This window comes from Streptomyces sp. NPDC043908 (assembly GCF_056435525.1).
On record NZ_JBWKEI010000003.1, the window covers coordinates 332,141 to 354,543 of the forward strand.

The 22,403-nt window shown below is 71.8% G+C and carries 25 protein-coding genes; 15 read left to right on the plus strand and 10 right to left on the minus strand.

What is annotated here, in order from left to right; genetic code table 11:
• The first annotated feature begins 107 nt into the window (after positions 1-107).
• From AC069K_RS09540 to AC069K_RS09560, 5 genes are all read left to right on the plus strand, one after another.
• Positions 108-914 carry a VOC family protein gene (locus tag AC069K_RS09540; RefSeq protein WP_478613954.1) on the plus strand — a complete coding sequence of 269 codons (807 nt, stop codon included), beginning with the start codon at positions 108-110 and terminating at the stop codon, positions 912-914.
• Positions 915-1,123: 209 nt separating this feature from the next.
• Positions 1,124-1,318, plus strand: a complete 195-nt coding sequence (locus AC069K_RS09545; RefSeq protein ID WP_365102188.1) for a hypothetical protein — start codon at positions 1,124-1,126, stop codon at positions 1,316-1,318.
• 67 nt (positions 1,319-1,385) lie between these two features.
• Positions 1,386-1,946, plus strand: coding sequence for a CGNR zinc finger domain-containing protein (locus AC069K_RS09550; RefSeq protein WP_478613959.1), 561 nt, complete (start codon positions 1,386-1,388; stop codon positions 1,944-1,946).
• A gap of 594 nt (positions 1,947-2,540) precedes the next feature.
• Positions 2,541-4,877, plus strand: coding sequence for a collagenase (locus AC069K_RS09555; protein ID WP_478613962.1), 2,337 nt, complete (start codon positions 2,541-2,543; stop codon positions 4,875-4,877).
• Between the two features lie 283 nt (positions 4,878-5,160).
• The gene (locus AC069K_RS09560; protein ID WP_478613965.1) at positions 5,161-5,577 is read left to right on the plus strand and encodes a hypothetical protein; all 417 of its coding nucleotides are present in this window, start codon (positions 5,161-5,163) and stop codon (positions 5,575-5,577) included.
• A gap of 188 nt (positions 5,578-5,765) precedes the next feature.
• On the opposite strand, the gene AC069K_RS09565 is transcribed toward AC069K_RS09560, so the two are convergent.
• Positions 5,766-5,993, minus strand: a complete 228-nt coding sequence (locus AC069K_RS09565) for a hypothetical protein (RefSeq protein WP_478613968.1) — start codon at positions 5,991-5,993, stop codon at positions 5,766-5,768.
• 60 nt (positions 5,994-6,053) lie between these two features.
• Between AC069K_RS09565 and AC069K_RS09570 the strand changes: the two genes are divergently transcribed.
• The 4 genes from AC069K_RS09570 to AC069K_RS09585 all read left to right on the plus strand — a co-directional run bounded on the left by AC069K_RS09570 (position 6,054) and on the right by AC069K_RS09585 (position 7,894).
• A complete protein-coding gene (locus tag AC069K_RS09570) occupies positions 6,054-6,257 on the plus strand; it encodes a hypothetical protein (protein ID WP_358830836.1) in 204 nt (67 codons plus the stop codon).
• Complete coding sequence (locus AC069K_RS09575; RefSeq protein ID WP_478613973.1) at positions 6,254-6,466, plus strand: hypothetical protein; 213 nt, start codon at positions 6,254-6,256, stop codon at positions 6,464-6,466. The genes AC069K_RS09570 and AC069K_RS09575 overlap by 4 nt, the downstream gene beginning before the upstream one ends.
• Before the next feature lie 127 nt (positions 6,467-6,593).
• Positions 6,594-7,328, plus strand: a complete 735-nt coding sequence (locus AC069K_RS09580) for a VOC family protein (protein WP_478613976.1) — start codon at positions 6,594-6,596, stop codon at positions 7,326-7,328.
• A 182-nt stretch (positions 7,329-7,510) separates the two neighbouring features.
• Positions 7,511-7,894: a tautomerase family protein gene (locus AC069K_RS09585; RefSeq protein ID WP_365102173.1), complete on the plus strand. Its 384-nt coding sequence runs from the start codon at positions 7,511-7,513 to the stop codon at positions 7,892-7,894.
• Between the two features lie 58 nt (positions 7,895-7,952).
• Here AC069K_RS09585 and AC069K_RS09590 read toward each other — a convergent pair whose 3' ends face one another.
• Together AC069K_RS09590 and AC069K_RS09595 are read right to left on the minus strand one after the other, a co-directional pair.
• Positions 7,953-8,852, minus strand: coding sequence for an NAD-dependent protein deacetylase (locus tag AC069K_RS09590; protein ID WP_478613980.1), 900 nt, complete (start codon positions 8,850-8,852; stop codon positions 7,953-7,955).
• A gap of 133 nt (positions 8,853-8,985) precedes the next feature.
• Complete coding sequence (locus AC069K_RS09595; RefSeq protein ID WP_478613983.1) at positions 8,986-10,305, minus strand: MFS transporter; 1,320 nt, start codon at positions 10,303-10,305, stop codon at positions 8,986-8,988.
• Positions 10,306-10,548: 243 nt separating this feature from the next.
• On the opposite strand from AC069K_RS09595, the gene AC069K_RS09600 reads away from it, so the two are divergent.
• Positions 10,549-10,710, plus strand: a complete 162-nt coding sequence (locus AC069K_RS09600; protein ID WP_358830830.1) for an SflA family class IV lanthipeptide — start codon at positions 10,549-10,551, stop codon at positions 10,708-10,710.
• A gap of 12 nt (positions 10,711-10,722) precedes the next feature.
• On the plus strand, positions 10,723-13,488 hold the full coding sequence (gene lanL / locus AC069K_RS09605; RefSeq protein WP_478613987.1) for a class IV lanthionine synthetase LanL: 2,766 nt from the start codon (positions 10,723-10,725) through the stop codon (positions 13,486-13,488).
• A 246-nt stretch (positions 13,489-13,734) separates the two neighbouring features.
• Here lanL and AC069K_RS09610 read toward each other — a convergent pair whose 3' ends face one another.
• Positions 13,735-14,334: a short chain dehydrogenase gene (locus AC069K_RS09610; RefSeq protein ID WP_358831558.1), complete on the minus strand. Its 600-nt coding sequence runs from the start codon at positions 14,332-14,334 to the stop codon at positions 13,735-13,737.
• A 161-nt stretch (positions 14,335-14,495) separates the two neighbouring features.
• Here AC069K_RS09610 and AC069K_RS09615 point away from each other — a divergent pair, with 161 nt between their 5' ends.
• On the plus strand, positions 14,496-15,359 hold the full coding sequence (locus AC069K_RS09615; RefSeq protein ID WP_365102162.1) for a LysR family transcriptional regulator: 864 nt from the start codon (positions 14,496-14,498) through the stop codon (positions 15,357-15,359).
• A 280-nt stretch (positions 15,360-15,639) separates the two neighbouring features.
• Here the strand turns inward: AC069K_RS09615 and AC069K_RS09620 are convergent, their stop codons facing one another.
• Positions 15,640-16,329: an antibiotic biosynthesis monooxygenase family protein gene (locus AC069K_RS09620; RefSeq protein ID WP_478613991.1), complete on the minus strand. Its 690-nt coding sequence runs from the start codon at positions 16,327-16,329 to the stop codon at positions 15,640-15,642.
• Positions 16,330-16,677: 348 nt separating this feature from the next.
• On the opposite strand from AC069K_RS09620, the gene bla reads away from it, so the two are divergent.
• Complete coding sequence (gene bla / locus AC069K_RS09625; protein ID WP_478613994.1) at positions 16,678-17,610, plus strand: class A beta-lactamase; 933 nt, start codon at positions 16,678-16,680, stop codon at positions 17,608-17,610.
• Positions 17,611-17,666: 56 nt separating this feature from the next.
• Here the strand turns inward: bla and AC069K_RS09630 are convergent, their stop codons facing one another.
• Together AC069K_RS09630 and AC069K_RS09635 are read right to left on the minus strand one after the other, a co-directional pair.
• Positions 17,667-18,164 carry a hypothetical protein gene (locus AC069K_RS09630; protein ID WP_478613997.1) on the minus strand — a complete coding sequence of 166 codons (498 nt, stop codon included), beginning with the start codon at positions 18,162-18,164 and terminating at the stop codon, positions 17,667-17,669.
• Between the two features lie 111 nt (positions 18,165-18,275).
• The gene (locus tag AC069K_RS09635; RefSeq protein ID WP_358831562.1) at positions 18,276-18,536 is read right to left on the minus strand and encodes a hypothetical protein; all 261 of its coding nucleotides are present in this window, start codon (positions 18,534-18,536) and stop codon (positions 18,276-18,278) included.
• A 163-nt stretch (positions 18,537-18,699) separates the two neighbouring features.
• Here AC069K_RS09635 and AC069K_RS09640 point away from each other — a divergent pair, with 163 nt between their 5' ends.
• Together AC069K_RS09640 and AC069K_RS09645 are read left to right on the plus strand one after the other, a co-directional pair.
• Positions 18,700-18,933 (plus strand): hypothetical protein, encoded by a 234-nt coding sequence (locus AC069K_RS09640; RefSeq protein WP_358831563.1) that lies wholly within the window; start codon positions 18,700-18,702, stop codon positions 18,931-18,933.
• Positions 18,933-19,205: a hypothetical protein gene (locus AC069K_RS09645; protein ID WP_365102149.1), complete on the plus strand. Its 273-nt coding sequence runs from the start codon at positions 18,933-18,935 to the stop codon at positions 19,203-19,205. The genes AC069K_RS09640 and AC069K_RS09645 overlap by 1 nt, the downstream gene beginning before the upstream one ends.
• Before the next feature lie 31 nt (positions 19,206-19,236).
• Here AC069K_RS09645 and AC069K_RS09650 read toward each other — a convergent pair whose 3' ends face one another.
• Genes AC069K_RS09650 through AC069K_RS09660 form a run of 3 tightly spaced genes read right to left on the minus strand, consistent with a single transcriptional unit; the run spans position 19,237 to position 22,297 of the window.
• On the minus strand, positions 19,237-19,779 hold the full coding sequence (locus tag AC069K_RS09650) for a hypothetical protein (RefSeq protein WP_478614002.1): 543 nt from the start codon (positions 19,777-19,779) through the stop codon (positions 19,237-19,239).
• On the minus strand, positions 19,776-21,845 hold the full coding sequence (locus AC069K_RS09655) for a hypothetical protein (RefSeq protein ID WP_478614005.1): 2,070 nt from the start codon (positions 21,843-21,845) through the stop codon (positions 19,776-19,778). Before AC069K_RS09655 ends, AC069K_RS09650 begins: the two co-directional genes overlap by 4 nt.
• Complete coding sequence (locus AC069K_RS09660) at positions 21,845-22,297, minus strand: hypothetical protein (protein WP_365102140.1); 453 nt, start codon at positions 22,295-22,297, stop codon at positions 21,845-21,847. The genes AC069K_RS09655 and AC069K_RS09660 overlap by 1 nt, the downstream gene beginning before the upstream one ends.
• Positions 22,298-22,403 lie beyond the last annotated feature (106 nt).

The window sequence follows — 22,403 nt, forward strand, 5'->3', positions numbered from 1 at the left end:
CCCACGGCACTCCACCGCCACCGTTCATCCGTTCGGCTCGGTTGGGGGTTCGGGAGTCGGGTACAGAACGCCCCGTCCGACCCCACCAAACCCCTCCGGAGGCATCCGTGCCCGACAAAACCGGCCCGTACAAGCCCGGCACCCCTTGCTGGGTCGACCTGATGGTCCCCGACCAGCAGGCCGCCCTCGACTTCTACTGTGACCTCTTCGGCTGGCAGGGCGAGATCGGGCCGCCGGAGACCGGCGGCTACTCGGTATGCCTCCTCAAGGGCAAGCCCGTCGCCGGGATCATGAAGGCGATGAACCCGGACGACACCGTGCCCGACCCGATGCCGCCGACCGCGTGGACGACGTATCTGGCCACCGACTCCGTCGACGCCGCGCTCAAAGCCGTCACCGACGCCGGCGGCTCGGTGGTGATGGGCCCGCAGGACGTCATGGACCTCGGCAGAATGGCCCTCATCACCGACCCGGCCGGTGCCGTCGTCGGCCTGTGGCAGGCCGACACCTTCGACGGCGCGGGCATCGTCAACGAGCACGGCGCTCTCATCTGGAACGAGCTGAACACGGGTGACACCCGTGCCGCCGCCGACTTCTACGGGTCCGTCCTGCCCCTGGAGGCCGTGCCCACGCAGCTGCCGGGCGCCGAGGGCTACATCGAGTTCAAGGTCGGCGGGCGCACGATCGGCGGAATGATGGACCTCGCGGCTCTCCCGCCGGGGGTGCCCCCGCACTGGATGCCGTACTTCGGCGTGGACGACGTCGACAGCGTCCAGGCCGCCGCCGTGCGCGGGGGCGGATCGGTGCTGGCCCCCGCCTTCGACATGGCCGCGGGCCGTATGGCGGTGCTCGCGGACCCGCAGGGTGGCAGGTTCGCCGTGATCAAGGCCAACACGCAGGAGCAACCGGAGTAGACCCGCAGGGCCCGGTTGCCCGAGGCGCGGCGACCGGGCCGTGTCGTGCCGTGTCGTGCCTTGCCTTGTCTGCCTTTGACTCGTGTGCGAAGCCCGACGGCAGGCGAGCGCGACCCTGAGCCCGTCACCGGTTTGACGGGTGACGCGCCGTGTGTCACAGTCATGCTCATCGCAGATCGTCGGCACACGTGAGCGAACGGAGTCCAGCCATGGAGAGCACGCCCGCCACGGACAACACGGCGGCCCTGCGCCGAGCACGGTTCGGCAGCCTGCCCGACCGGATCCGCCAGGAGGACATGGTGGAGGAGAAGGCGGCCACGCCGGTCGACCCCACCCGGTACGCCTTCAACTCCGAGGCCTCGTGGAGGTCCTTCTCCTGCCTCGCCGTCGACCTCGGCCTGTGAGCGGCCCGCGTTCCCGGCGGCCGACGCGAGCTTGCATGGCCTGAGCATCACCTGCCAAAGTGGTGATGTGAACCTCGACCACGTCTTCGTCTGCGGGAACCCGGCGCTTGATTTCGTCGCCACGCTCCGAGCGCGCCGTTCGCTGCGCTTCGAGATGTTCGCCGCCCCGGACAGGCTGAGCGCGTGGTACGTGGAGTCAGGCATCGTCGACGCGGTCTCCCCCTGCCGGGAGGCCGACGTCGAGGAGGCGATCGCCGTACGGGAAGCCGTGTACCCGCTGGTCACCGCCCGCAGGCTGGCGGAGGACTACGACGGTGCGGCGCTGACGGTCCTCAACAACGCGGCACGCAAACCGTCGGCCGTGCCCCAGCTCACCCCCACTGGTCGATGGACGCAGGCAACACCGGCAGAAGCTCTCTCCCTGGTGGCCCGCCACGCCATCGAACTCCTCAACGGGCCGGACGTGCCCCTGCTCAAGGAGTGCGGCAACCCGGAGTGCACCCGCACCTACATCGACCGCTCGCGGGGCATGCGCCGGCAGTGGTGCGGGATGGAATCCTGCGGCAACAAGATCAAGGCAGCGGCCTACCGCGCCCGCAGGAAGACCACCCCCGCCCCGGCCCACTGACCGGACCTGGCCGCCCCCACCGCACGCGGCCGATACGAGCCAGCACGACGCCCCCCCGTAACCGAGGGCTGAAATAAGCCAGTTGGCCAGAACGGGTTTCTTGGCGTCAACAGGCCTCCCCGAAGGGGTGTCCGGCGTCCCAGGGGTGCGTCCGGTGTTCACAACTGCCGGGAATTGCGGCTGCTTTACCCGCGCTCCCTTCCCAAGCCATGTGACATGTGCAATTTTTCTGGCTGCGACCACCGCATGTCGCGTTCAAGCCAACGGAACAGCACGGCCCGTGGGTCATCCGAGCCTGCGCCGAGACGCCCGTACGTACCGGGGTGGCCCGGAGGAGGTCCCGGCGGCCCACGGCAACCCCCCCACCGCCGCGCGTGGCAGCGCGGCTTTCACTCCGCTGGGAGGCGGCACGTGAAGACCCCAACAGCCGGATCAGGACGAAGTCTTGGCGGCCTGCTCATACTCGCGCTGTGTCTCTCGATAGCCGTGCTCACCCCGGCCGGTCACGCCGCCGCGGCCGAGCAGCGAGGGCCGGCCCCGCGACCCCCGTCCACGGCACGCACCGCCCCGCCGCCGGTCGGCTCGAAGGCGGCCGTGTCCGACCGTGCCGACGAGCGCCGTACCCCGATCGACGCCAGGCACCGGCCGCCGCAGACCCCGGTCCCGTCCCGCACCACCCCGTCGAAGCCGAACGGCGCCGAAGGCCTGACCGCGGCATCCTGTACCCCGGGTGACTTCGGCAGCCGCAGCGGATCGGCCCTGGTGGCGTTCGTCCAGGCGTCGACCACGGACTGCGTGAACACCCTGTTCGCCCTCACCGGTACCGACGCCCGCAACGCGTTCCGCGAGGCGCAGATGGTCACCGTCGCCAACGCGTTCCAGAACTCGGCGCGGACCTACCCCGGCGACAACTCCACCCACGTATGGCAGCTCGTGCTGTTCCTGCGCGCCGGGTACTACGTGCAGTTCAACCACGCCTCGGACGTCGGGCCGTACGGTACGGCCCTCTCCTCGGCGACCGGGGCAGCGCTGGACACCTTCTTCGCGTCCCCGCACTTCATGGACGTCAGCTCCGCCCACGGCGACGTCCTGGGTGAGGTCGTCATCCTGACGGACAGCGCCGACGCCCAGGCCCGCTATCTGAAGACGTATCAGAAGGTGCTCAACGGCTACAACAGCTCCTACGACGCGTACTGGAGCATGGACAACGCCGTGAACAACGTGTTCACCCCGATCTTCCGCGGCCACTGGAACCCCGCGTTCCTCAAGGCCGTGACCGCCGACGCGAGCCTCGTCGACACGCTCGGCGCCTTCGCGCACAACCATCGCGACAAGCTGAACGACACCTGGTATTTCCTCGCCTCCAACGCGGGCACCGAGACCGCGCGCTTCCTCGACACCCCGGCGCTCCAGGCCAAGGTGAGGCCGCTGGCCAAGGGGCTGCTCGGCGACTCGGCCATCACGGGCGCGACGGCCCCCCTGTGGGTGGGCGTCGCCGCCATGACGGACACCTACGACAGGGCCCAGTGCGCGTACTACGGGACCTGCGACTTCGTCGGCCGGCTCACCGCCGCCGCGCTGCCCCTCACCTACCGGTGCGACGCCGCCCACACCTTCCGCGCCCAGTCCCTGACCAGCGCCGCCCTCACCGCGGCCTGCACCAGCCTCCAGGGCCAGGACGCGTACTTCCACGGCATCGTCAGGGACAACGGGCCCGTCGCCGACGACCACAACACGAACATCGAGGTCGTCACGTTCGCCGGCCCCAAGGACTACCGGACCTACTCCGGCTGGATCTTCGGCAACAGCACCGACAACGGGGGAGAGTACCTGGAGGGAAACCCCTCCGACCCGGCCAACCAGGCCCGCTTCCTGTCGTACGTGAAGAGCGTGAACGACGGCTTCCCCGGCGACATCTGGAACCTCAACCACGAGTACACCCACTACCTCGACGGGCGCTACGACATGGCCGGCGACTTCGAGGCGGGCGAGGCCGTGCCGGACATCTGGTGGGTCGAGGGCTTCGCGGAGTACGTGTCGTACAGCTACCGTGGTCTGCCCGACACCGAGGCCATCGCCGAGGCCGCCCGGCACACCTACGCGCTGAGCACCTTGTGGGAGAGCACCTACCTCAACTCGGATCTGTCGCGCACCTATCCGTGGGGCTACCTGGCCGTGCGCTACATGATCGAGAAACACCCCGCCGACGTGCAGAACATGCTCGCCAAGTTCCGCGCCGGTGACTACACCGGGGGATACGCGGTGTACCACTCCGGTATCGGCACCCGCTACGACGCCGACTTCGCCACCTGGCTCGACGCGTGCGCCGCCGGAGCGTGCGGCAGCACGGGAAGCGGCCCCACCGCCGCCTTCGACGCGACCGTCTCCGGCCTGACCGTGAACCTCACGGACCGGTCCACCGACACCGGCAGCACCATCACCACACGCTCCTGGAACTTCGGTGACGGCACCACGTCCACGGCGGCCAACCCGTCGAAGACCTACAGCGCCCCCGGCACGTACACGATCTCCCTGACCGTGACCGACGCCAAGGGCCTGACCTCCACCAGCAGCAAGCCCGTGACCCTCAGTGGCGCCCTGCCGGTCTGCGCGAACGCCGACAGCCGCGTCCTCGGCCGCAACTGCTCCCGCCCCGGCCGCTCCGCGAAGGCGGGCGACCTGGACTACCTGTATCTGTACATGCCGGCCGGCACCGTCACGCTCCGCATCACCACCGCCGGAGGCACGGGCAACGCCGACCTCTACTACAGCGCCACCACCTGGGCGGGACCGTCGGCGTACACCGCCCGCTCGGTGAACGCGGGCAACACCGAGAGCATCACCGTCACCAACACCACGGCCGGATACCGGTACGTCAGTCTGTACGCGCAGACGGCGTTCAGCGGCGTCACGGTCACCACGGCCTACTGATCCCGTCCGGAGGGGGCGGCCCGGACGGCCGCCCCCTCCCCTCGACTCGTGCATCGGGGGCGGCATGAGGCCACACCCTGATGGGCGAGTGGGGATCGCGCGGTGGGGTGGTCGGCGGGGGTGGGGTCGGCCCGGGGAGGCCAAGGGACTGCTGCGGTCGGACGGTGACACGCGCAGGACAAGACATTCAGGATGAAAAGCATCCCATCAGGTAAGAAGCGAGCAAACAGACCCGACTCGCTGAAGCGTGAGATCCGGGGCTTTTCGACTGAGAGGGATCTTCATGGCCATCACCAAGCGGCACTCCCTGGGCATCGCTGCCGTGGGCGTCGTCAGTGCGGCGTCCATCGTTCTCGCGGGAACCGTCGCCTCCGCCACCACCTCGGGCGCGGCCGGCGCCTCCGTCGCGCAGACGGCCACCACGAAGGCCCGCGTCATCACCACCCAGTCCTCGGTGACCTCGGTGAAGGCCTGGCATCTGTTCCGGGTCACCGGCACCGCGACCGGTGTGAAGCCCGGCAGCAGGATGGTCCTCCAGCAGAAGCAGGGCAAGCGGTGGGTCACCCTGCCCGCGATGACCCCGCTGAAGTCCAAGGGCACCTACTCGCTGGGCGTCATGCTGGGGCTGAAGGGCAAGAACGACCTGCGCATCGTCAACGGGAGCACCGCCTCGCCGGTGTTCAGCGTGGGCGTCCGCTGACCTCCTTTCGTCTCGTGCGGTCATGCCGACGGCCGGTGGACCACCGCGAACGACCGGAGCGCCCCCCCGGTCGGCAGGGATGCCGACCGGGGGCCCGCGCTTTCCGCGCCTCGCGGGCCGCCCCTGCGGTCCTGATCGGCGAGGGGTACGAGGTCCCGCAGACGCCTCGTCGCCGCCCGGCCCGCCGCCTACGGGCGTGCCTCGCGCCGCGCGTGCTCGCGCAGGGCCATCCGGGCCGCGGGCGACGGCCCCTCCGGGCCCCAGTGCGGATGGGCGGCGATCAGGACGGAGAGCCGCTGGAGTCTGCGCCGGGCGACCGCCGTCCCGCCCGGCACGGGGTCGGTCAGCCGCCGGTACGCGTCGTACCACGCCACCTGGGCCATCACGAGATCACGGGGGAAGGGGAAGGTCGCCATGGCCGTATTAGACCGCGTGTTCGAATTGGCAGGCAAAAGCGCAGGTGGGATACTCCCGCCGTGACTCCGACCCGTCGTCCCCTCGGTACCGGCCCCCAGGCTCCGCAGCCCCCGGCGCAGCCCGCCGAGCCCCGTCCCCGGCTGAGCGCCACCCAGGCCGACCTCGACACCGGCCCGCTGGACCAGGCCCACCTCCCCGATGTCGACGATCTCCGGGCTCGGGGCGTACTGAACCCCGCGCCCCTGGAAGACTCGACCCCGTGAGCACCCCGCGCCGCCCCCTGGGCACCGGTCCCCGCACGGCCGACGACGAGCACTCCCGTACCGACGAGCTGGCCACTGGCGGTGACGGCACTGCCGTCGAGGGCGCGCCCGCCGCCGGTGTCCCGCTCCCGCCACCGAAGTCCGTCCCCGTGCGCGGTGGAGGCCGCCGCCCGCTGGGCAGCGGCCCCGACACCCCCGTCGACGGTTAGGCGCCGGACCGGGCGGGGCGGGTGGGCGGAAATCCGGATGCGGGAGCCGCGCGGCCGCCCCTAGGCTGCGGCTCGCGGCGCGGGTGAGGCGCCGTGTCGACCGTCAGGGATCGGAGATGCACGGGGTATGAGCAGCCACCTGTCCGCGATCTGCTTCAACGCGACGCGACCCTCGGACCTCGCGCGGTTCTGGTCCGGGGTCCTGGGCTGGGAGGCGACCGACGATCCGGGTGACGGCGTCGCGGTCGTGCCCCCCGATCCCACCGGGTTCCGCATCCGTTTCCTGCCGAGCCAGGAGCCGAAAATCGGGCAGAACCGGGCCCACTTCGACCTGACGAGCACGTCTCCGGAAGACCAGCGGCAGACGGTGGCCAGAGCGCTGGACCTCGGCGGAAGACACATCGATGTGGGCCAGCTCCCGGAAGAGGGCCACGTGGTGCTCGCCGATCCTGACGGCAACGAGTTCTGTGTGATCGAGGCGGGCAACGCATTCCTCGCCGGTACCGGTGTCATCGGAGCGCTGGCCTGCGACGGGACCCAGGAGGTCGGCTACTTCTGGAGCCGGGCGCTGCGGTGGCCGCTGGTCTGGGACCAGGACGAGGAGACCGCCGTCCAGTCACCGAACGGCGGCACGAAACTCACCTGGGGCGGCCCGCCGGTGGCACCGAAGACCGGTACGAACCGGCTGTACTTCGAGTTGACGCTCCCCGTGGACGCCGACTGGCAGACGGAGGTGGACCGCCTGACCGCGCTCGGCGCGACGCGCCCCGAGGCCGCAACCGCTACCGGCGGGCCGGACGGGGGCCGGACGCTGATGCTCGACCCGGACGGCAACGAGTTCGTCCTGCGGAGGGCGCGGTAGGGGGTCGGCTGTCGGGGGGCCTGGGCGCGCCCGTCTCCGGCGGACTGCGGTTCGCGGGAGGCGGGCGCGTTCTGCCGCACAGGGAGTGGTCGTTCTCCGGCCGGGGCGAGCGTCCACCCTTCTGTACCTACTAGTATGTACGCTCAGGAAGGACCGTGTCGATCCCCTTATCAGGAGGACGTATGCCGCTCGTACGCATCGATGTGCTGGGCCAGGACGCCCGGCGGCTGACGGCCTTGGGGCGGGCGGTGCACGAGGCGTTGGGGGAGGTCATGGGCTTTCCGGACGACGACCTGTTCCAGATCCTGACGGCCCACGACGGGCGTAGCGGCGTCCTGCGGCACGGCACCTACCTCGGCGTGCGGCGGGACGACGGCATCGTCTATGTGTCGATCACCCTGCGCGAAGGCCGTCCGGCGGCGCAGAAGCAGGTGCTCTACCGGCGCATCGCCGAACTCGCCCAGGAATACGCCGGAACGGAACCCCGCAACGTGTTCGTGGTGCTGAACGAGAATACCGACGCCGACTGGTCCCTGGGCAACGGCGAGGCCCAGTACGTCGCCTAGGTCCGGCATCCCGGACGACCGCGCGGCGTACGTCCGGGGCAAGGGCAGCACAGCCCCCTCAGGCAGCCGTCGGATCGTCCACCGGGATGCCCAGGTCCTCGGCGACAGTGGTGAGGGCCGTCCCCAGGGGAAGCGTGATCCGGGTGACGGCGTGCTGGTCGCCGCGGGTGGGGTCACGGTTGATGATCACGACGGGGGTGCCGGCCTGGGCCGCCTGGCGTACGAAACGCAGCCCGGACATCACGGTCAGCGAGGAGCCGAGGACCAGCAGGGACGTCGCCCCGGCGACCAGTGCGCGGCAGCGCGCGACCCGCTGGGCGGGGACGGTCTCGCCGAAGAACACCACGTCCGGTTTGAGGATGCCGCCGCAGACGGTGCAGGGCACCACGTGGAAGCCCGCGACCTGCGCGTCGGTCAGGTCGGCGTCGCCGTCGGGGTTGATCCCGGCGGCCACCGGCGCGAAGTCCGGGTTGGCCTCCTCCAGCCGCCGGGCCAGCTCGCGGCGGGGGCTGACGTCGCCGCAGGAGAGGCAGACGACGCGGTCGAGGCCGCCGTGGAGCTCGACCACGTCCTCGCTGCCCGCGGCCTGGTGCAGACCGTCGACGTTCTGGGTGATCACACCGCTGAGCAGGCCGTGGCGTCCGAACGCGGCCACGGCCCGGTGTCCGGCGTTGGGCCGCGCGCGGCCGAAGGTGCGCCACCCGAGGTGGCTGCGCGCCCAGTACCGGCGCCGGGCCTGGGCGCCGCCGGTGAAGTCCTGGTACGTCATCGGCGTGTGCCGGCTGAGGCTTCCGCCCTCGCCCCGGTAGTCGGGGATGCCCGACTCCGTGGACAGCCCGGCTCCGCTGAGCACCACCACGCCACCGGTGCTCAGCGCGTCGGCGACCGGCCCCAGGTCGGTGGTGCCGGGAGGGAGACCGGTGTCGGGGGTCCACCTCAGCGTGGGTCGCATGCGCATGCCGCAAGCGTACGAAACGGGCGGGGCATCCGGCGCGGACCAGTGCTGTCCGGTAGTAGTCCGCGTTGCCCGGGGCCTCGGTGACCTCGGGGACCTCGGCCAGGACTGACAGCGGTTGAGCGGGGGCGCCCGTTCACTGCCCGCTCGCCTCCCCGGGTGCGTCCCCGTCCGCCGGAGCGCGGCCCAGAGTGCGGATCGCCGGGATCGCGAACAGCGCCACGCAGCCCGCCAGGCAGGCGCCCGCCGACACCAGCAGCAACCGCTCCGGGGCGACCAGGGCGGCGGCCGGGCCTGCCAGCATCTGGCCGAGCGCCATACCGGACACCGAACCCGCCTGCTCGTACGCCGTGACGCGGTTCAGCGCCACGGGCGGGGTGTGGGTCTGCACACTGGTCGCCCACATCACCGACCAGAACGCCCAGGCGCCGCCGCCCAGGACATGGCCCGCCAGCAGGACGGGCAGGTCCGCGCCGAGTGCCACGCAGAGCGGCAGCGCCGTGTACAGCACCATCGCCGCCGCCCCGGCGGCCAACGGCCGGGCGGGGCGCAGCCGCAGGGCCAGCAGACCGCCGACGACCGTTCCGAGGCCGAGGAACGACACCGCAAGGCCATACGTGTTCGCACCGTGCCGGGCGCTGATCAGCGCCGAGCTGAGCGGTACGAGGGGGCCGAAGAGCAGGACGCCGTAGCCCACCCAGATCAGGATCACCGCCCACATCCAGGTGCGGGCGCGGAACTCCTGCCACCCCTGGTGGAGTTCGCGCCGGAGCGAACGGCCGGTCCGGGCGGGGGAGTCGGTGACGGCCGGGGACTTCGCGGGGGCGCCGGCCGGGGCGATCGGGACGAGGGCCAGGCACACCGCGCTGAGCAGGAAGGTCCCGGCGTCGATGGTGTACACGGTCCCGGCGCCCGTCAGCGTGATGAGCACCCCGGCCAGCGTCGGCCCGAGCAGGTGGGCGAGGGCGTCGGCGACCTTGAGCGTGCCGTTGGCCCGCTGCGGGTCCCGGGCGACCAGCGGGACCATCCCGTTCACCCCCGGCAGGAACATCGCGACGGCCGCACCGGCGAGGGCCGCCATGGACAGCAGCAGCCAGAACGGCGGTGTCCCGACGAAGAACGCCGCCGCCAGCGTCCCTTGGGTGAGCACCCTCGCCAGATCCGCGCCGACCATCATCCGGCGTGCGCCGAACCGGTCGGCGAACACACCGCCGAACAGGACCAGGAGGACGAACGTCCCGGTCCAGGTGCCGAGGACGTAGCCCACGCCCGACACCCCGTACACGGCGCCGACCGCGAGTGCCGTGGCGACCGGCATCATCGCGTCGCCGACCAGCGAGACGGAGCGGGCGGTGAAGTAGAGCGTGAAGCGCCGGTCCCACAACAGGGGGCGGGCGGTGGCCGGTTCGGTCCGGGGGGTCTGGTCCTGCGTCTGCGCGGTGGTCACCGTCCCCATATTGGACTGGACCAATGGCCAGAATCCAGCGTTCCGGACGACGTGATGAGGTGCCTCCGCCCGTGCGGCCGCCGCCCGTGGCCGGACTCCGCCGTCTCCCGCCGGGTGGGGCGTCCGATTGCTGTACCTCTCACGTCCTTTCAAGTCCGTCCTCTTGCCCCGCCGTTCGACTTCGGTGAAACTGGCATGCGCTTGACAATCTCTCCACCGAACCTTCCCTTTTTGTGCACAGAAAGGATCGTCATGAGCCCTGTGGCACTGGAAATCCGCGACGCCGGCCCGCTCGACGTGGCTGTGGAGGAAGAAGAGATCACCTTCGAGGAGCAGACGGATCCCTCCCGCGGTCTCCAGGCGTGTCTGGCGGACCCCTGGGTGACGGCGACGACCCGCTTCGCCTGCGACTAGGCGAGGAGCGCGGTGGCGGCCGGACCGGCCTGGGCCGGTGAGGACGGGTCCGGGGCGGCCGCCACCGGCGCACACGGCCCGGGGCCCGAGGGGGTGGCGCGCGGGCAGGCGACCCCGGCGCCGGGGTCCGGTGGGCCGGCCCCCGAGCAGAGCCTCGATGAGCACCTCGGGAAGCTGCTGGCCGGTGGTGAGCGGCGACTCGTCGCCGACGATCAGTGGCTGTACCTGTTCGCACCCCGCTCCCGGGCGGCCGAACTCCCGGCCCATGGCTGGAAGTTGCATATTTCCGCCCGAGCGGAGGACCTGTCCCAGGTCGCGGATCTGATCGTCCCCGTGCTGCTGCGTTACCCGTGCGACGCGAAATTCGCCCGCGACGCGGCGACCCTGGGCCTCATGAACAGCGGAGCCCTCGATGCCGCGCTCGTCGGGAAGGCCGTTACCGTCTATCCGCGACCCCGGGACGCGGCGGCGCTCGGCCGTGAACTGGCCGAGCTCCTGGCCGGCCGCACAGGGCCACGGGTGCTCAGCGACCGGCAGATCCGCTCCGACGCCCCCGTCTACTACCGTTACGGACCGTTCCGGGCCACGGGCACCGACGACGCCGCACTCGTCATGACGGGCCCCGACGGGGAGCGCTTCCGGGGGCGCGCGGGCACCCGGTACCGCCAACCCCCCTGGGCCACCGACCCGTTCCGGACCGCCCCACCGCCCCCGGCCCGTCCCGCCCCCTTGATCGGCGGACGGTACCGGCTCACCACGGGTGTCGCCCGCTCCCCTCACGGGGACGTCTACCGCGCCGTGGACGACGCGTCCGGCGAGCGCGTCATCGTCAAGCAGGCCAGGGCCCACGTCGGTGAGGGACCGGACGGTGTGGACGCCCGCGGTCGCCTGCGGCACGAACACACCGTCCTGGCAGCGCTGGCGGGCGTCGAGGGCGTACCCTTGGTGCGCGACCACCTTCGCCACGGCGATGACGAGTACCTGGTCATCACCGACTGCGGGCCCCACGACCTCCGCCGCGATGTGCTCGGCCACGGGCCGTACGCGTCCGCCGTCGGACCCGCCGGCCCCGTCGGCCATCGAGCGGTCGGCGCTCCCGCACCCGGCCGCGAGATATCCGTGCTTGCACGTCGTCTTCTGGCCGTGCTCGAAGCGGTGCACGCCCGGGGTGTCGTGGTGGGCGACCTCAAACCGTCCAACGTGGTGCTCGCCGAGGACGGCACCGCGTACCTCGTGGACTTCGGCGTCAGCGCCCTCCACGGCGACCGGCCCGCCGGTGCCACGCCGGGCTACTCGATGCCGGTGTACCGCGCGGGTGAGCCGCCCGGCCCCGCCGACGACCTGTACGCGCTCGGCGCGACCCTGTACTTCGCCCTGACCGGCATGGACCCGGTGATCGTCGACCGCGACGACAACGTGAACCGGGACCGCACCCTCGCCTGTCTGGCCGCCGTGCTGCCGGGAGCGCCGCACCGGCCGGTCCGCGAACGCGTCGCCGGACTCCTCGATCCCGACCCGGTACGCCGTGTGGCCGGCGCACACCACTGGCGCGGGCAGCGGCCCCCCGTGGCCACCGGGCAGCACCTCCCCTCACCACCCAGGATCACCCACGGCCTCCTGGACGACCTCATCGCGCACACCGTCGCGGTCTGCGTGAGTGCCGCCGCCGAACTGCCCGCAGGGCGGCAGCCCCGCTCCGGGCAGCTGCATTTCGGACTCACCCTGTACGACGGCGCGGCAGGCGTCGGTCTGGAACTGCTGCACCACCGGGAGCGGCCTGGCGTCGTCGAGGCCGTGGAGGGCCTCGCCCGGCGCACCGCCCGCCACACCGCCCTGCCCACGCTGACCACCGCCCTGCACACCGGCCGTACTGGCGTTGACCTGTTCCTGGACGCCGCCGCCCAATTTACGGGCAGGGAAGGGGCGTTGGGCGACCCGGCCGACTCCCGCCCGTACGACGATTCCGGCGATCAGATCGGTGGCGCGGCGGGCGCGGGGACGGGGCTGCTGGTGCTGGCACGGCGTGCGTACGCGGCGGGGCGTATCGAGGAGGCCGACGCACACCTGGCCGCGGCGGGGGAGTGCGCCCTCGCCCTGCTCGCCGCGGAGGCCGGACGGGAGCGACCGCGACCGCAGCGTTCGGCGGCGGCGTCCGAGGCGGCCTTCCCCTTCGGCTTCGCCCACGGCCGAGCGGGCGTCCTGCACTTCCTGCACGCCTACCACCGCTTCACCGGCGACCCGGACACCGGCGCGGCCGCCCGCGCGGGGCTGGCCGAACTGGCAGCTGAGACACCGTACTTGCTGGAGTTGGCGGGCCGCCCCGAGGCGCACCGGCGCTACGGTTCCTGGTGCCGTGGACTCGCCGGGATCGGCACCCTGCTGATCGAGGCGGGAGGCCATGAGCACGACCCGCACCTGACCGACCTGGGGGTGCGGTGCGCCTGGGCGTGCCGCGAGCTGGCGCCCCGGATGAGCCCGGTGTCGCAGTGCTGCGGACTGGCGGGCGTCGGCGAACTGCTCATCGACGCCGCGGCCGCCACCGGCGACGACGCGCTGCACCAGGCCGCCGAGGAGGTGCTGGCCCTGATCCTGTGCCGCAGTGGCGGCAGTCCTCGCCGCCCGCTCTTCCCCGACAACACCCTGGCCGCGACGGGGCCGGGGTGGGCCACGGGCAGCGCGGGCGTCCTGTCCTTCCTGCGCCGCCTGCGCGACCACGGGGGCCCGCGCCTGTGGAGCGACGGCACACCGGCGGGCGGGCAGGCCGTGCCGGGACACTGAGTGCGCCGGCTCCGGCGCACGAGCGGAGGCGGTGCGGAGGGCCGGACCCCGGGGGCCGCCGGTCCGGGGCCCGCACAGGAGAGGCCCGAAGGTGGCGCCGACCGGCCTGCGGCAGGCGGCCCCGCGAAGGGCCGCCCGGAGCAGCCGTCTGCCGCCCGGAGCAGCCGTCTGCCGCCCGGAGCAGCCGTCGCCCGCCTGGAGCAGCCGCCGGCCGTCCGGAGCCGACCTTCGTCCGCCGCCGGCCCCCTAGTGCACGCGGTATATCTGTCCCGTCTGCGCCCCTTCGATGGAGCGGACGTAGGCCGTGGCGGCGCGCGCCGCGGGAACGGCCTCCATCCCCGCGAAGAACGGTCCGTAGGCGGGCAGGGACTCCTCGACCACCGTCGGGCTGACCGCGTTGATCCGCTGCGGCGCGAGCTCGATCGCGGCGGCGCGTACGAACGCCTCGACCGCGCCGTTGGCGGTGGACGCCGCCGCTCCCGCGACGATCGGCTGCTCCGTGAGGATGCCGCTGATCAGCGAGAACGACCCGGTCGGAGCCACGTGCCGGACGCCCTGACGCACGAGCTCGATCTGGCTGAGCGTCTTGCCGCGCAGCGTCGCCGCGAAGTCGTCGGCGCTCAGCTCGGCCAGCGGCTTGAACACGGCGTCGCCCGCCGCGACGGCCACCGCGTCCAGCGGCCCGGCCTGCTCGTACAGCCGGGCCACGGCCTGCGGGTCGGTGACGTCGGCGACCAGGTCCCCGCCCGTACGGCCGACGCCGATCACCTCGTGGCCGCGCTCCGCGAGCGCCTTGTGTACCGCGGAGCCCAGCGTGCCGGCCGCGCCGACCAGAAGAATCCTCACAACTCACCGTCCATGCCTGAAAACGAACGCCCGGGAAGTACCGGGCGGCCCCGGGGAAGGACCCCGGGAGGGAAGCCGGGCGATCACCCGGCGCCCCCGACGCTACGGGTCGCGGTCGCCGTCCGGAAATGCCATCTGGGCAGGGACTATGCTCTACAGGCATGGACGTGGAACTGCGGCACCTCAGAGCCCTCGCCGCCATCGCGGAGGCGGGTACGGTCACCGCCGCGGCCGCCCGGCTGCACATGACGCAGCCCGCGCTCTCCCGCACGCTCGCCCAGCTGGAGGCGCGCGTGGGAGTCAGCCTGGTCGACCGCTCCTCCCGGCACCTGGACCTCACCGAGGCGGGCGCGACCCTCCTCGGGCACGGGCGCGCCATCCTCGCGCACGTCGACGCGGCCCTGGCCGACACCCGGGCCGTGGACCGGCCGCTGCGCCTGGGCTACACCTGCGCGGTCCTCGGGCAGCAGACCGTACCGCTGCTGCGGACGTGGCGACAGGGGCACCCGCACGCGCCCCTCGAAGTGGTCCGTCAGGACAACAGCACGGCGGGTCTGGCCACGGGTGACACGGACGTGGCGGTGCTGCGGACCGTCCCCGCCGACCCCCGTATCCGTACCGAAGCCCTCTACACCGAGGACCGGGTCGCCGCCGTGCCCGACGACCACCCGCTCGCGGGCCGCGACCGGGTGCGGCTGGCGGAGCTCACCTCCGGCCCGCCCCTCCCGCTGGCCCTGTGGCCGGACGCCGGCACCGGCTCGGTGGATCTGTGGCCCCCGGACCAGCGCCCGCACCGTACGGTCGAGGTGCAGAACGTCGACGAGTGGCTCAACCTCATCGCCACCGGCGGCGCGTTCGGCGTGGGGGCGGTGAGCACGGCGGAGAGCTACGGCCACCCCGGGGTGCGTTTCGTAGCGCTCGCCGACGCGCCCCCCACCACGGTCTACCTCGCCCGCCCGTCCCACCCGACGCACCCGCGGACGGAGGAGTTCCTCGCGGCGGTACGGGATGTGGTCAGCGCCTAGCCTCATCGCGGGGGCGTGCCGGGCCATCGCCCCGCGTCCGGCCCGTGTACCGGAGCATCGGTGCGGCTGCGCCACGCGGAGTCGCTGCGGCGGCCAGCGCCGCCGATCTCGGCCTGCCCCATACCACCACGGCCGTACGGGGAGAGAGGCGACAGCGGAGAAGCGCGGAACACGCGACGCCCGGCTCCTGTGGGGGAACCGGGCGTGTGCGGTGCTGGTCCGACGCGTACGCCCCGGCCTGTCCGCGGTTACCCGGGCGCGGGCGCTGTCCGCCGCCTCGTCACTGGCCTGCGGCGCGGGTGTGGACGACCCGGTAGGTGTTGGAGTCCACCGACGTCAGGAGCGAGGCCGTGCGCTGCTCGGCTTCCTGGCGGGCGGCGGGCTTGTCGTCCTGCGGGACGGCCTGGTAGGCGTCCCAGGCCTCCTTGGTCTCCCACTGCGAGTAGGAGACCACGAAGGAGCCCTCGAAGCCGCGGGCGGCGATGCCCTTGAGGACGGTGTGCGACACGAAACCGGGAACGTCCCCGAGGAAGTCCATCGACGGGCCGAGCGCGTCCACCAGGGCGTCCTGGTTCTTCTCCGCCACGCCGAACACCGCGATGACGGTGTAGTCGCCGCGTGCGGGGGAGATGTCGACCCGATCACCGGACGCGGACCGGGAGTGGACGATCTCGTTCTGGAGGAGGCGGATCGAGGTGGTCAGCTCGCCGAAGAGCGGGAGCGTACGGTGCTCGAACTCCTCGGCGTTGTAACGGTCCTCCAGGTCGGCGCAGCTGCGCCACTGGATGAAGTTGGCCGTGCCCGGCTTGTCCACACCGGCGTGCACGGTGGAGGACATCCAGCCCGGGTAGGCCGCGGCGTCGACGATCTCGCGCATCGCGCCGAGCAGACCCTCCTGCTTCTCCGGGGCGTCGGTGGTGAAGATGTTGAGGACGGTGAGGTTCTTGTCCTCGGCGGAAATCCTGGGCATTCTTCTTCTCCTCCTGTGAGGTGGTGCGTGGGAGGCGACGGGGCGTCACCGGGCCTTGGCTCCGGTGGGCCGGCGCCCGCCCCTCCCACTCACTCACGTGACGCCGTCTCTCGGCGACGGTGACCACACTGGCCGGACCGTGCGACGGCCGGGAGAGACCGGCTGATCCAGGGACTCGCGCTCCCTCCTCGGTAGGGGGGCGCAAGGCGCCGGGCGCCAGAAGTGACCTTTGCCACCGCTCCCACCCCGTGCCGCAACCAAGCACGGCCGGGCGGCCCGGGGAGGATCGCCGCATGTGCCCGTCGTTCCTGACGCGCACGGTTTTTCCCGGCACTTGGAGGTTGGAGCATGCAGTACTCACGCGCACGACGCGCCGCCCTGGGCGGGTTCGCCCTGCTCGCCACCCTGCCCCTGGTGGCCTGCGCCCAGGCCGACGGCAAAACGTCGCCGCCTTCGACGCTTTCCACCGCGGCCCCACGGCCGCAGACCAGCGCGAAGCCGCCCCTGGCCGAGTTCACGGCCCTGGAGCGCAAGTACGGAGCCCGGCTGGGCGTGTACGCGGTGAACACCGGCGACGGACGCGAGGTCTCGTACCGCGACGGCGAACGGTTCGCCTACGCCTCCACGTTCAAGGCCCTCGCCGCCGGCGTCGTCCTGCGGAAGTACTCCCTCGACGGTATGAACAAGGTGATCAGGTACTCCAAGGACGACCTGGTGGCCAACTCGCCCGTCACCGAGAAGCACGTGGACACCGGGATGACGCTGGGCGAACTGTGCGACGCCGCTGTCCGCTACAGCGACAACACGGCCGGGAACCTCCTCTTCGACGCGCTCGGCGGACCCCAGGGCCTGGAGCGTGCCCTGCGGGAGGCGGGGGACACGGTGACCCGCGTCGAACGCCGAGAGCCGGACCTGAACCAGTGGACCCCGGGCGCGGTACGGGACACGACGACGCCCCGCGCCCTCGCCCAGGACCTGCGCGCCTTCGTCCTCGGCGACCGTCTCCGTACGGCCGAGCGCGCCCAGTTGACGCGGTGGCTGCGGACCAACACCACCGGGGGCGAGCTCATCCGCGCCGGAGTCCCCAAGGGCTGGGCGGTCGGGGACAAGACCGGTGCGGGCGGTGTCTACGGCATCCGCAACGACATCGCGGTGGTGTGGCCCCCCGACAGCGCGCCCATCGTCATGGCGATCGTGTCGAACCGCGCTGCCAAGGACGCCGACTACGACAACAGGCTGATCGCGGAAGCGGCGAAGGCGGTTTCCCGAGCGGTCGCGTAGACGGCAGGGGAGTGCACCGGACCGGCGACCGCTCCCACCGGGCCGGGCCTGTTCGTTCAGTCGTCGGCGATCTGGAGGGCCAGCGCGAAGTGCTCGCCGTCCGTCCCGGCGAGCAGGCTATCGAACAGTGGGGTGAGGCCGTTCACCGCGCCGCATGCGGCGTCATGGTTCGTCCACCAACTGCCGTCGCGGCCCAGCAGGGACACCACCCGGTCCGCCGCGCGCTCGGCAGCGCCGACGGGCAGGTGCCGGTGGTCGGGCCACACCAGGTCGACGGCCGCGAGCCGGGCCAGGAACGCGGCGGCCTCGTGCGTCTCCACGGGCTCCAGACAGGCGCAGATCTCCGCCGCGGACGGCGGGGCGTACCGGGGCAGGAAGCGCCGCCACGCCTCGTCGGCCGCGACCGTTGCCAGCAGCGCCCGGATCCGGTGCGCCAACTCCGGCAGGTCGGGGCTCGGCTCGGTGAACCGTCCGGCCGCCACGTACACCCGCGTCGGCGTGGCCAGTTCCGTCACCGCCGCATCCAGTCCGGCCAGGATCTCCAGGGACTCCACGAAGGAATTGTGTCGTACGCCTGTGCCCACCAGCCCCATGGGCCTCAGCCCTCCCGACGCGCTGCGCGCCGCACGCCCCCCTCCTCGCCCGAGCGGCGCAGCCCCCGGGCGTCACCGCCGGAACACCAGCAGGACCCTCTCGCTCGGGAACTCGCGGACGGACCAGGCGTAGGCACTCACGCGGTCCAGCTGCCAGCCCTCCTCCTCGACGGCCTGGATCGCCTGCGAGACCGAGTCCAGCACCCAGCCCTCGGACGGGCTGGTCATCACGTCGGGCTCCACGGGAACCGCCACCGAGTAGACGGTGCGTCCGGACGAACGCTGCTGACGGGCTCTCAGCCGGAGCTTGGTGACCATCTCGTCAACCTTCATGTGCCCCCCTCGGTTGAACCTCGAACGAAATCGGTAGCATGCCGCCTGCCTTCGCGGTCCCACAAGCCCTCGGCGCCGCTTCACCGGAGCGGACCCGGATCCCCCGCCTCCGGCGCTACCGTGGTGCGTGAGAACGGCCCGTTCCGCGCCTCTGGAGCCCTTGATGAGCGAACAGTCGGCCCCCGGTACCGCCGCACGGCAGCAGTTGGAGCCCGCGGCCGCCGACGCGGTGCGCGCGTACGCGGCCAAGGCCCGCGCCACCGCCGATCAGCTCGCCGCCGTCCTGGAGGACATCGCGGAGAACGGGCTGCCGCCGGTCGAGGGCTGCACCCCCTGGGAGGAGCTGCGCGAGGCGCTCCTGACCCGCCTCGCCGCCCAGCGTCCGGGCTCCGCCTGATGGCGCCGCGCCACGGCCCGCGCCGCGCCCGGATCGCCTTCTCCGACGCCGCCGCCAAGCAGGTGGAGAACACCACCAGCGAGGCCGAGGTGCATGCCCTCGACCGTGCCCTGGTCGTCATCTCCGTCGACCCCGACCTCGGCGAGCCGCTCCCGGGCGGCAGCGCCGGTCCCCGACTGCGGCAGTACGTCGACGAGGTCGAAGCCGTGCGCGTCCTGTACTACGTGACCGCCCTCAAGACCGTGGTGGTCGTCGCGTACGTCGAGATCTAGTCCCGACCGGTTCCGGGACGCGGCCCGTTCCTCACCTTCGGCAGCCCTTCGCCTCCATGGCCTTCGGCAGATACGCGCGCAGAAACTCCTCCAGCGCCTTGCGGCGGTCGGCGGTCCGCTTCGGCACCACATGCTCCGAGGTGAGGTCGACGAGGGTCACGAACTTCTGCCGTCTGCCCTGCTGGGCGCAGACGCCGACCGCGATCCCGCCCCTGTCCGCCACCCGGGCGTCGTCCCCCACGGAGACCTTCCGCGGGTTGCCCATCCGCAGCAGGACGTCGTGCTGCACGGCGGCCGGGTCCACCCCGGTGTCGGTCACGTCGTCCGTGAGGTACAGCGCGGGCTTCCCGTCCACGCTGAGGGAGCAGACGGAGGTCGCCGCGTCGATGTGCTTCGGCGACTGCTCCAGCTTCCGCCCGTCCGGCAGGAGCGCGGCCAACGGCCCCGACCCCACCGGCACACCGCAGAGGGCGTCCGGCGTGGTGTAGCCGTCGGAGGAGGAGCAGCCGGCGAGGACGCAGAGCGAGGCACAGAGCGCGCCGGCGAGGGACAGGGCGCGGCGCGTACGGGTCACTGGTCGCCCGCCAGGCCCTGGGCCGCCGCGTTGCCGTTGAGCGCGGCGGTGCCGGCCTCACTGGTCAGCGTGTACGCGTTCTTGCCGCTGTCGGGGTTGACCCTGTCCCACTGCTCGGCCAGGGCCTTGAGCTGGCCCTCCCGGCCGGTGAACACCTGGCCGTTCTGCCGCTGGATCTCGTGGTTGATACGGGCCTGCTCGTCGAGCTGCCACTGGTAGGTCAGCGCGTCGACGCCGCGCTGGGCGATGTCGCCGACGCCGGGGATGAAGTTCACCGCCGCGCCGAAGCCGTGGTACATCCACTTGGCGTCCCAGGACGGGTCGTGCTTGTCGGTCTTGAGCGCCTGGTAGCGGGCCTCCTCCAGGAAGCCGGTGGTCTGGCCCGCCCGCTGGAGCGTCTCGTGCGGGTCCTTGGGGTGGTCGGTGTAGATGTCCCGCACCATTTCCTGGTTCATGAAGTCGTTGAGCTTCCCGTACGAGTCCTGGCTGCGCGAGATCTGCTTGGTGACCTCCAGGAGCTGACCGCGGTCGAGCAGTTTGGGGTCGCCGGGGTCGTTGGCGAGCGCGCTCATCGAGTAGTGGACCTCGTCGGCGTGGTTGCCGAGGACGATCGCCATGTCGTCGCGGAACTCGGGCGCGAAGTCGTCACCGGCGGCCGCCAGGTACTTGAGTGACCGGTCGAGGACCTGGCGGTGCTCGGGGGTGTGGTCCACCGGCCGGGCGTTCGGGTCGTTCGGGTCGACTCCGGTCGCCGCCGCGATCAGGGCCTTGCCGGTGGCGTCCCTGGACCGGTTGGCGTCACCGTGGTCGAGCGGTGTGTCGTCGAAGGCGTGGCGGCCGTTGAGGACGTACTCGGCGTTGTCCTGCGGGACGGTCGCGGTGAAGAACTGGGTCGCCGCGCCCGGGGACCTGGACAGGGCGGTCATGAAGCCGGTCATGGGGTCGCGCCCGAACTCGTCCCCCAGGAAGTTCGTCTTCGGCATCACGGGACCGCCCGTGGCCCCGTTCCAGTAGTGGTCGGGCAGCTTCATCTTCTTCTCGGTGGAGACGAGGGCGTTGCCGTAGGTGGTGAGGAAGGTGTCCGCGTAGTCGCCGCTCCGCATCAGATTGCTCATCAGCTGGAAGCCGTACACCCGGGTGCCGCGCGTCGTGATCTGCCGGCCGCCCAGACCGATCATGTCCTGCTCCCACTGGCGCATCGCGGGGCTGTCGGTCCGGGTGGCTCCGGCCAGGGTGAGGCCGAGGTTCGTCTGGAGGTCGCCCAGGTGGTCGAGGCGGGCGCGCTGGAGTGCGCCCCCGTCGGACGGGTCGGAGAGGTCCGCCCAGAAGTCGAGGACGCCGCGCGGGCCGAGGGTGGTGGCGAACTTCTCCTGGAACAGCGGGTCGTCCTTGTACGCGCCGAGCTGCCGGGTGAGGTCGTCGAACTCCGCGGGGGTCATGTCGTCCCCCTTGTTCTTGACGAGGGTCGCCAGGTTCTCGGCGTCCTTGAGCGCCTTCGCCGCCGTGTCCCGGTCGCCGTAGGAGGCGTCGGAGAAGCCGAGCGGTGTCTGGCCCATGAGGGCGGTCAGGACCTGCGCGGCGCTGTTGTCGCTCTCGGTGGCCTTGCTGAGGATGCGCTGGACCTCGTCGCGGAGGTTCTCCATGTCGGCCACGGAGTGCCCGGGCACGGTGGTGCCCTTGGCGGCGCGGTCCGGGTGGATGTTCATGGTGACGGTGAACCCGCCGTTGCCGGTCCCCACCACGGTCAGGTTGTTCTTGAGCCCGTGCTCGACGGCCTCGTTGAGCTTCTGCTGCCAGTCGAGGAGTTCGTTGTACGTGTCCTGGAGGATGTTGCGGATGGAGGTCGCCTCGGTGACGGCGTCCCCGAACTCCTTGGCGGTCCGGGTGATGAACTGCCGGGTGACCGTGGCGTTCACCCCCGCCCAGTCGGCCTTCTGGGACCTGCCGTCCAGCTGGTCGTGGGCGTCCGTCCGCAGCGACTCCAGTTTGCTGATCATCGCCGTCCAGTCGGAGACGGCCGTGCCGAGGGGGGTGAGGTTCCCGAATCGAAGAGCGTCGAGTTCCATCAGCCCTGCTTCCCTTCCCCGAAGGCACGGTCGAGGTCCAGCGCGCTGAGACTGGTGACGATGTGGTACTCGTCGCCCGCGTGCGCGTTCTGGGTGTAGTCGAGGTGGTTGGAGATGTGGGCGCAGGCCTGGAGCAGGCTGTCGACCTGGTTGTTCCAGTGTTCGGCGACGGTGGCCAGAGCGGCTCCGAGCGCGAAGTCGGCCTTCATCGCGGCCGCGGCGGCGGTGGTGCTCTGCTTGGCGTGGTCGCCGTCGGTGTCGAGCCGTTGGTAGAGCTTGAACGCCTCGTCGCCGACGGCCGCCAGGTCGTGCCGGCTCACCACGAGGTCGCCCTGGGGCGAGCCGGTTCCCCGGCCTTCGTCGTCGGGGACGTGGTCGAGCCGCGTCCGCGAGGCGTCCTGCTTCCGCGCAGCGGTGTTCTTCAGCTGCGTCCACTCCTGTTCGAACGACACGCTTTCCCCCGTCTGAGTGTCCGAGTGTCCGTCGATCGAGAAGATCTGGCCGCATCCTACGGACGCCGGCCGGAAGTCTCGGCAAAAACTCGGTTCGGGTACGGAT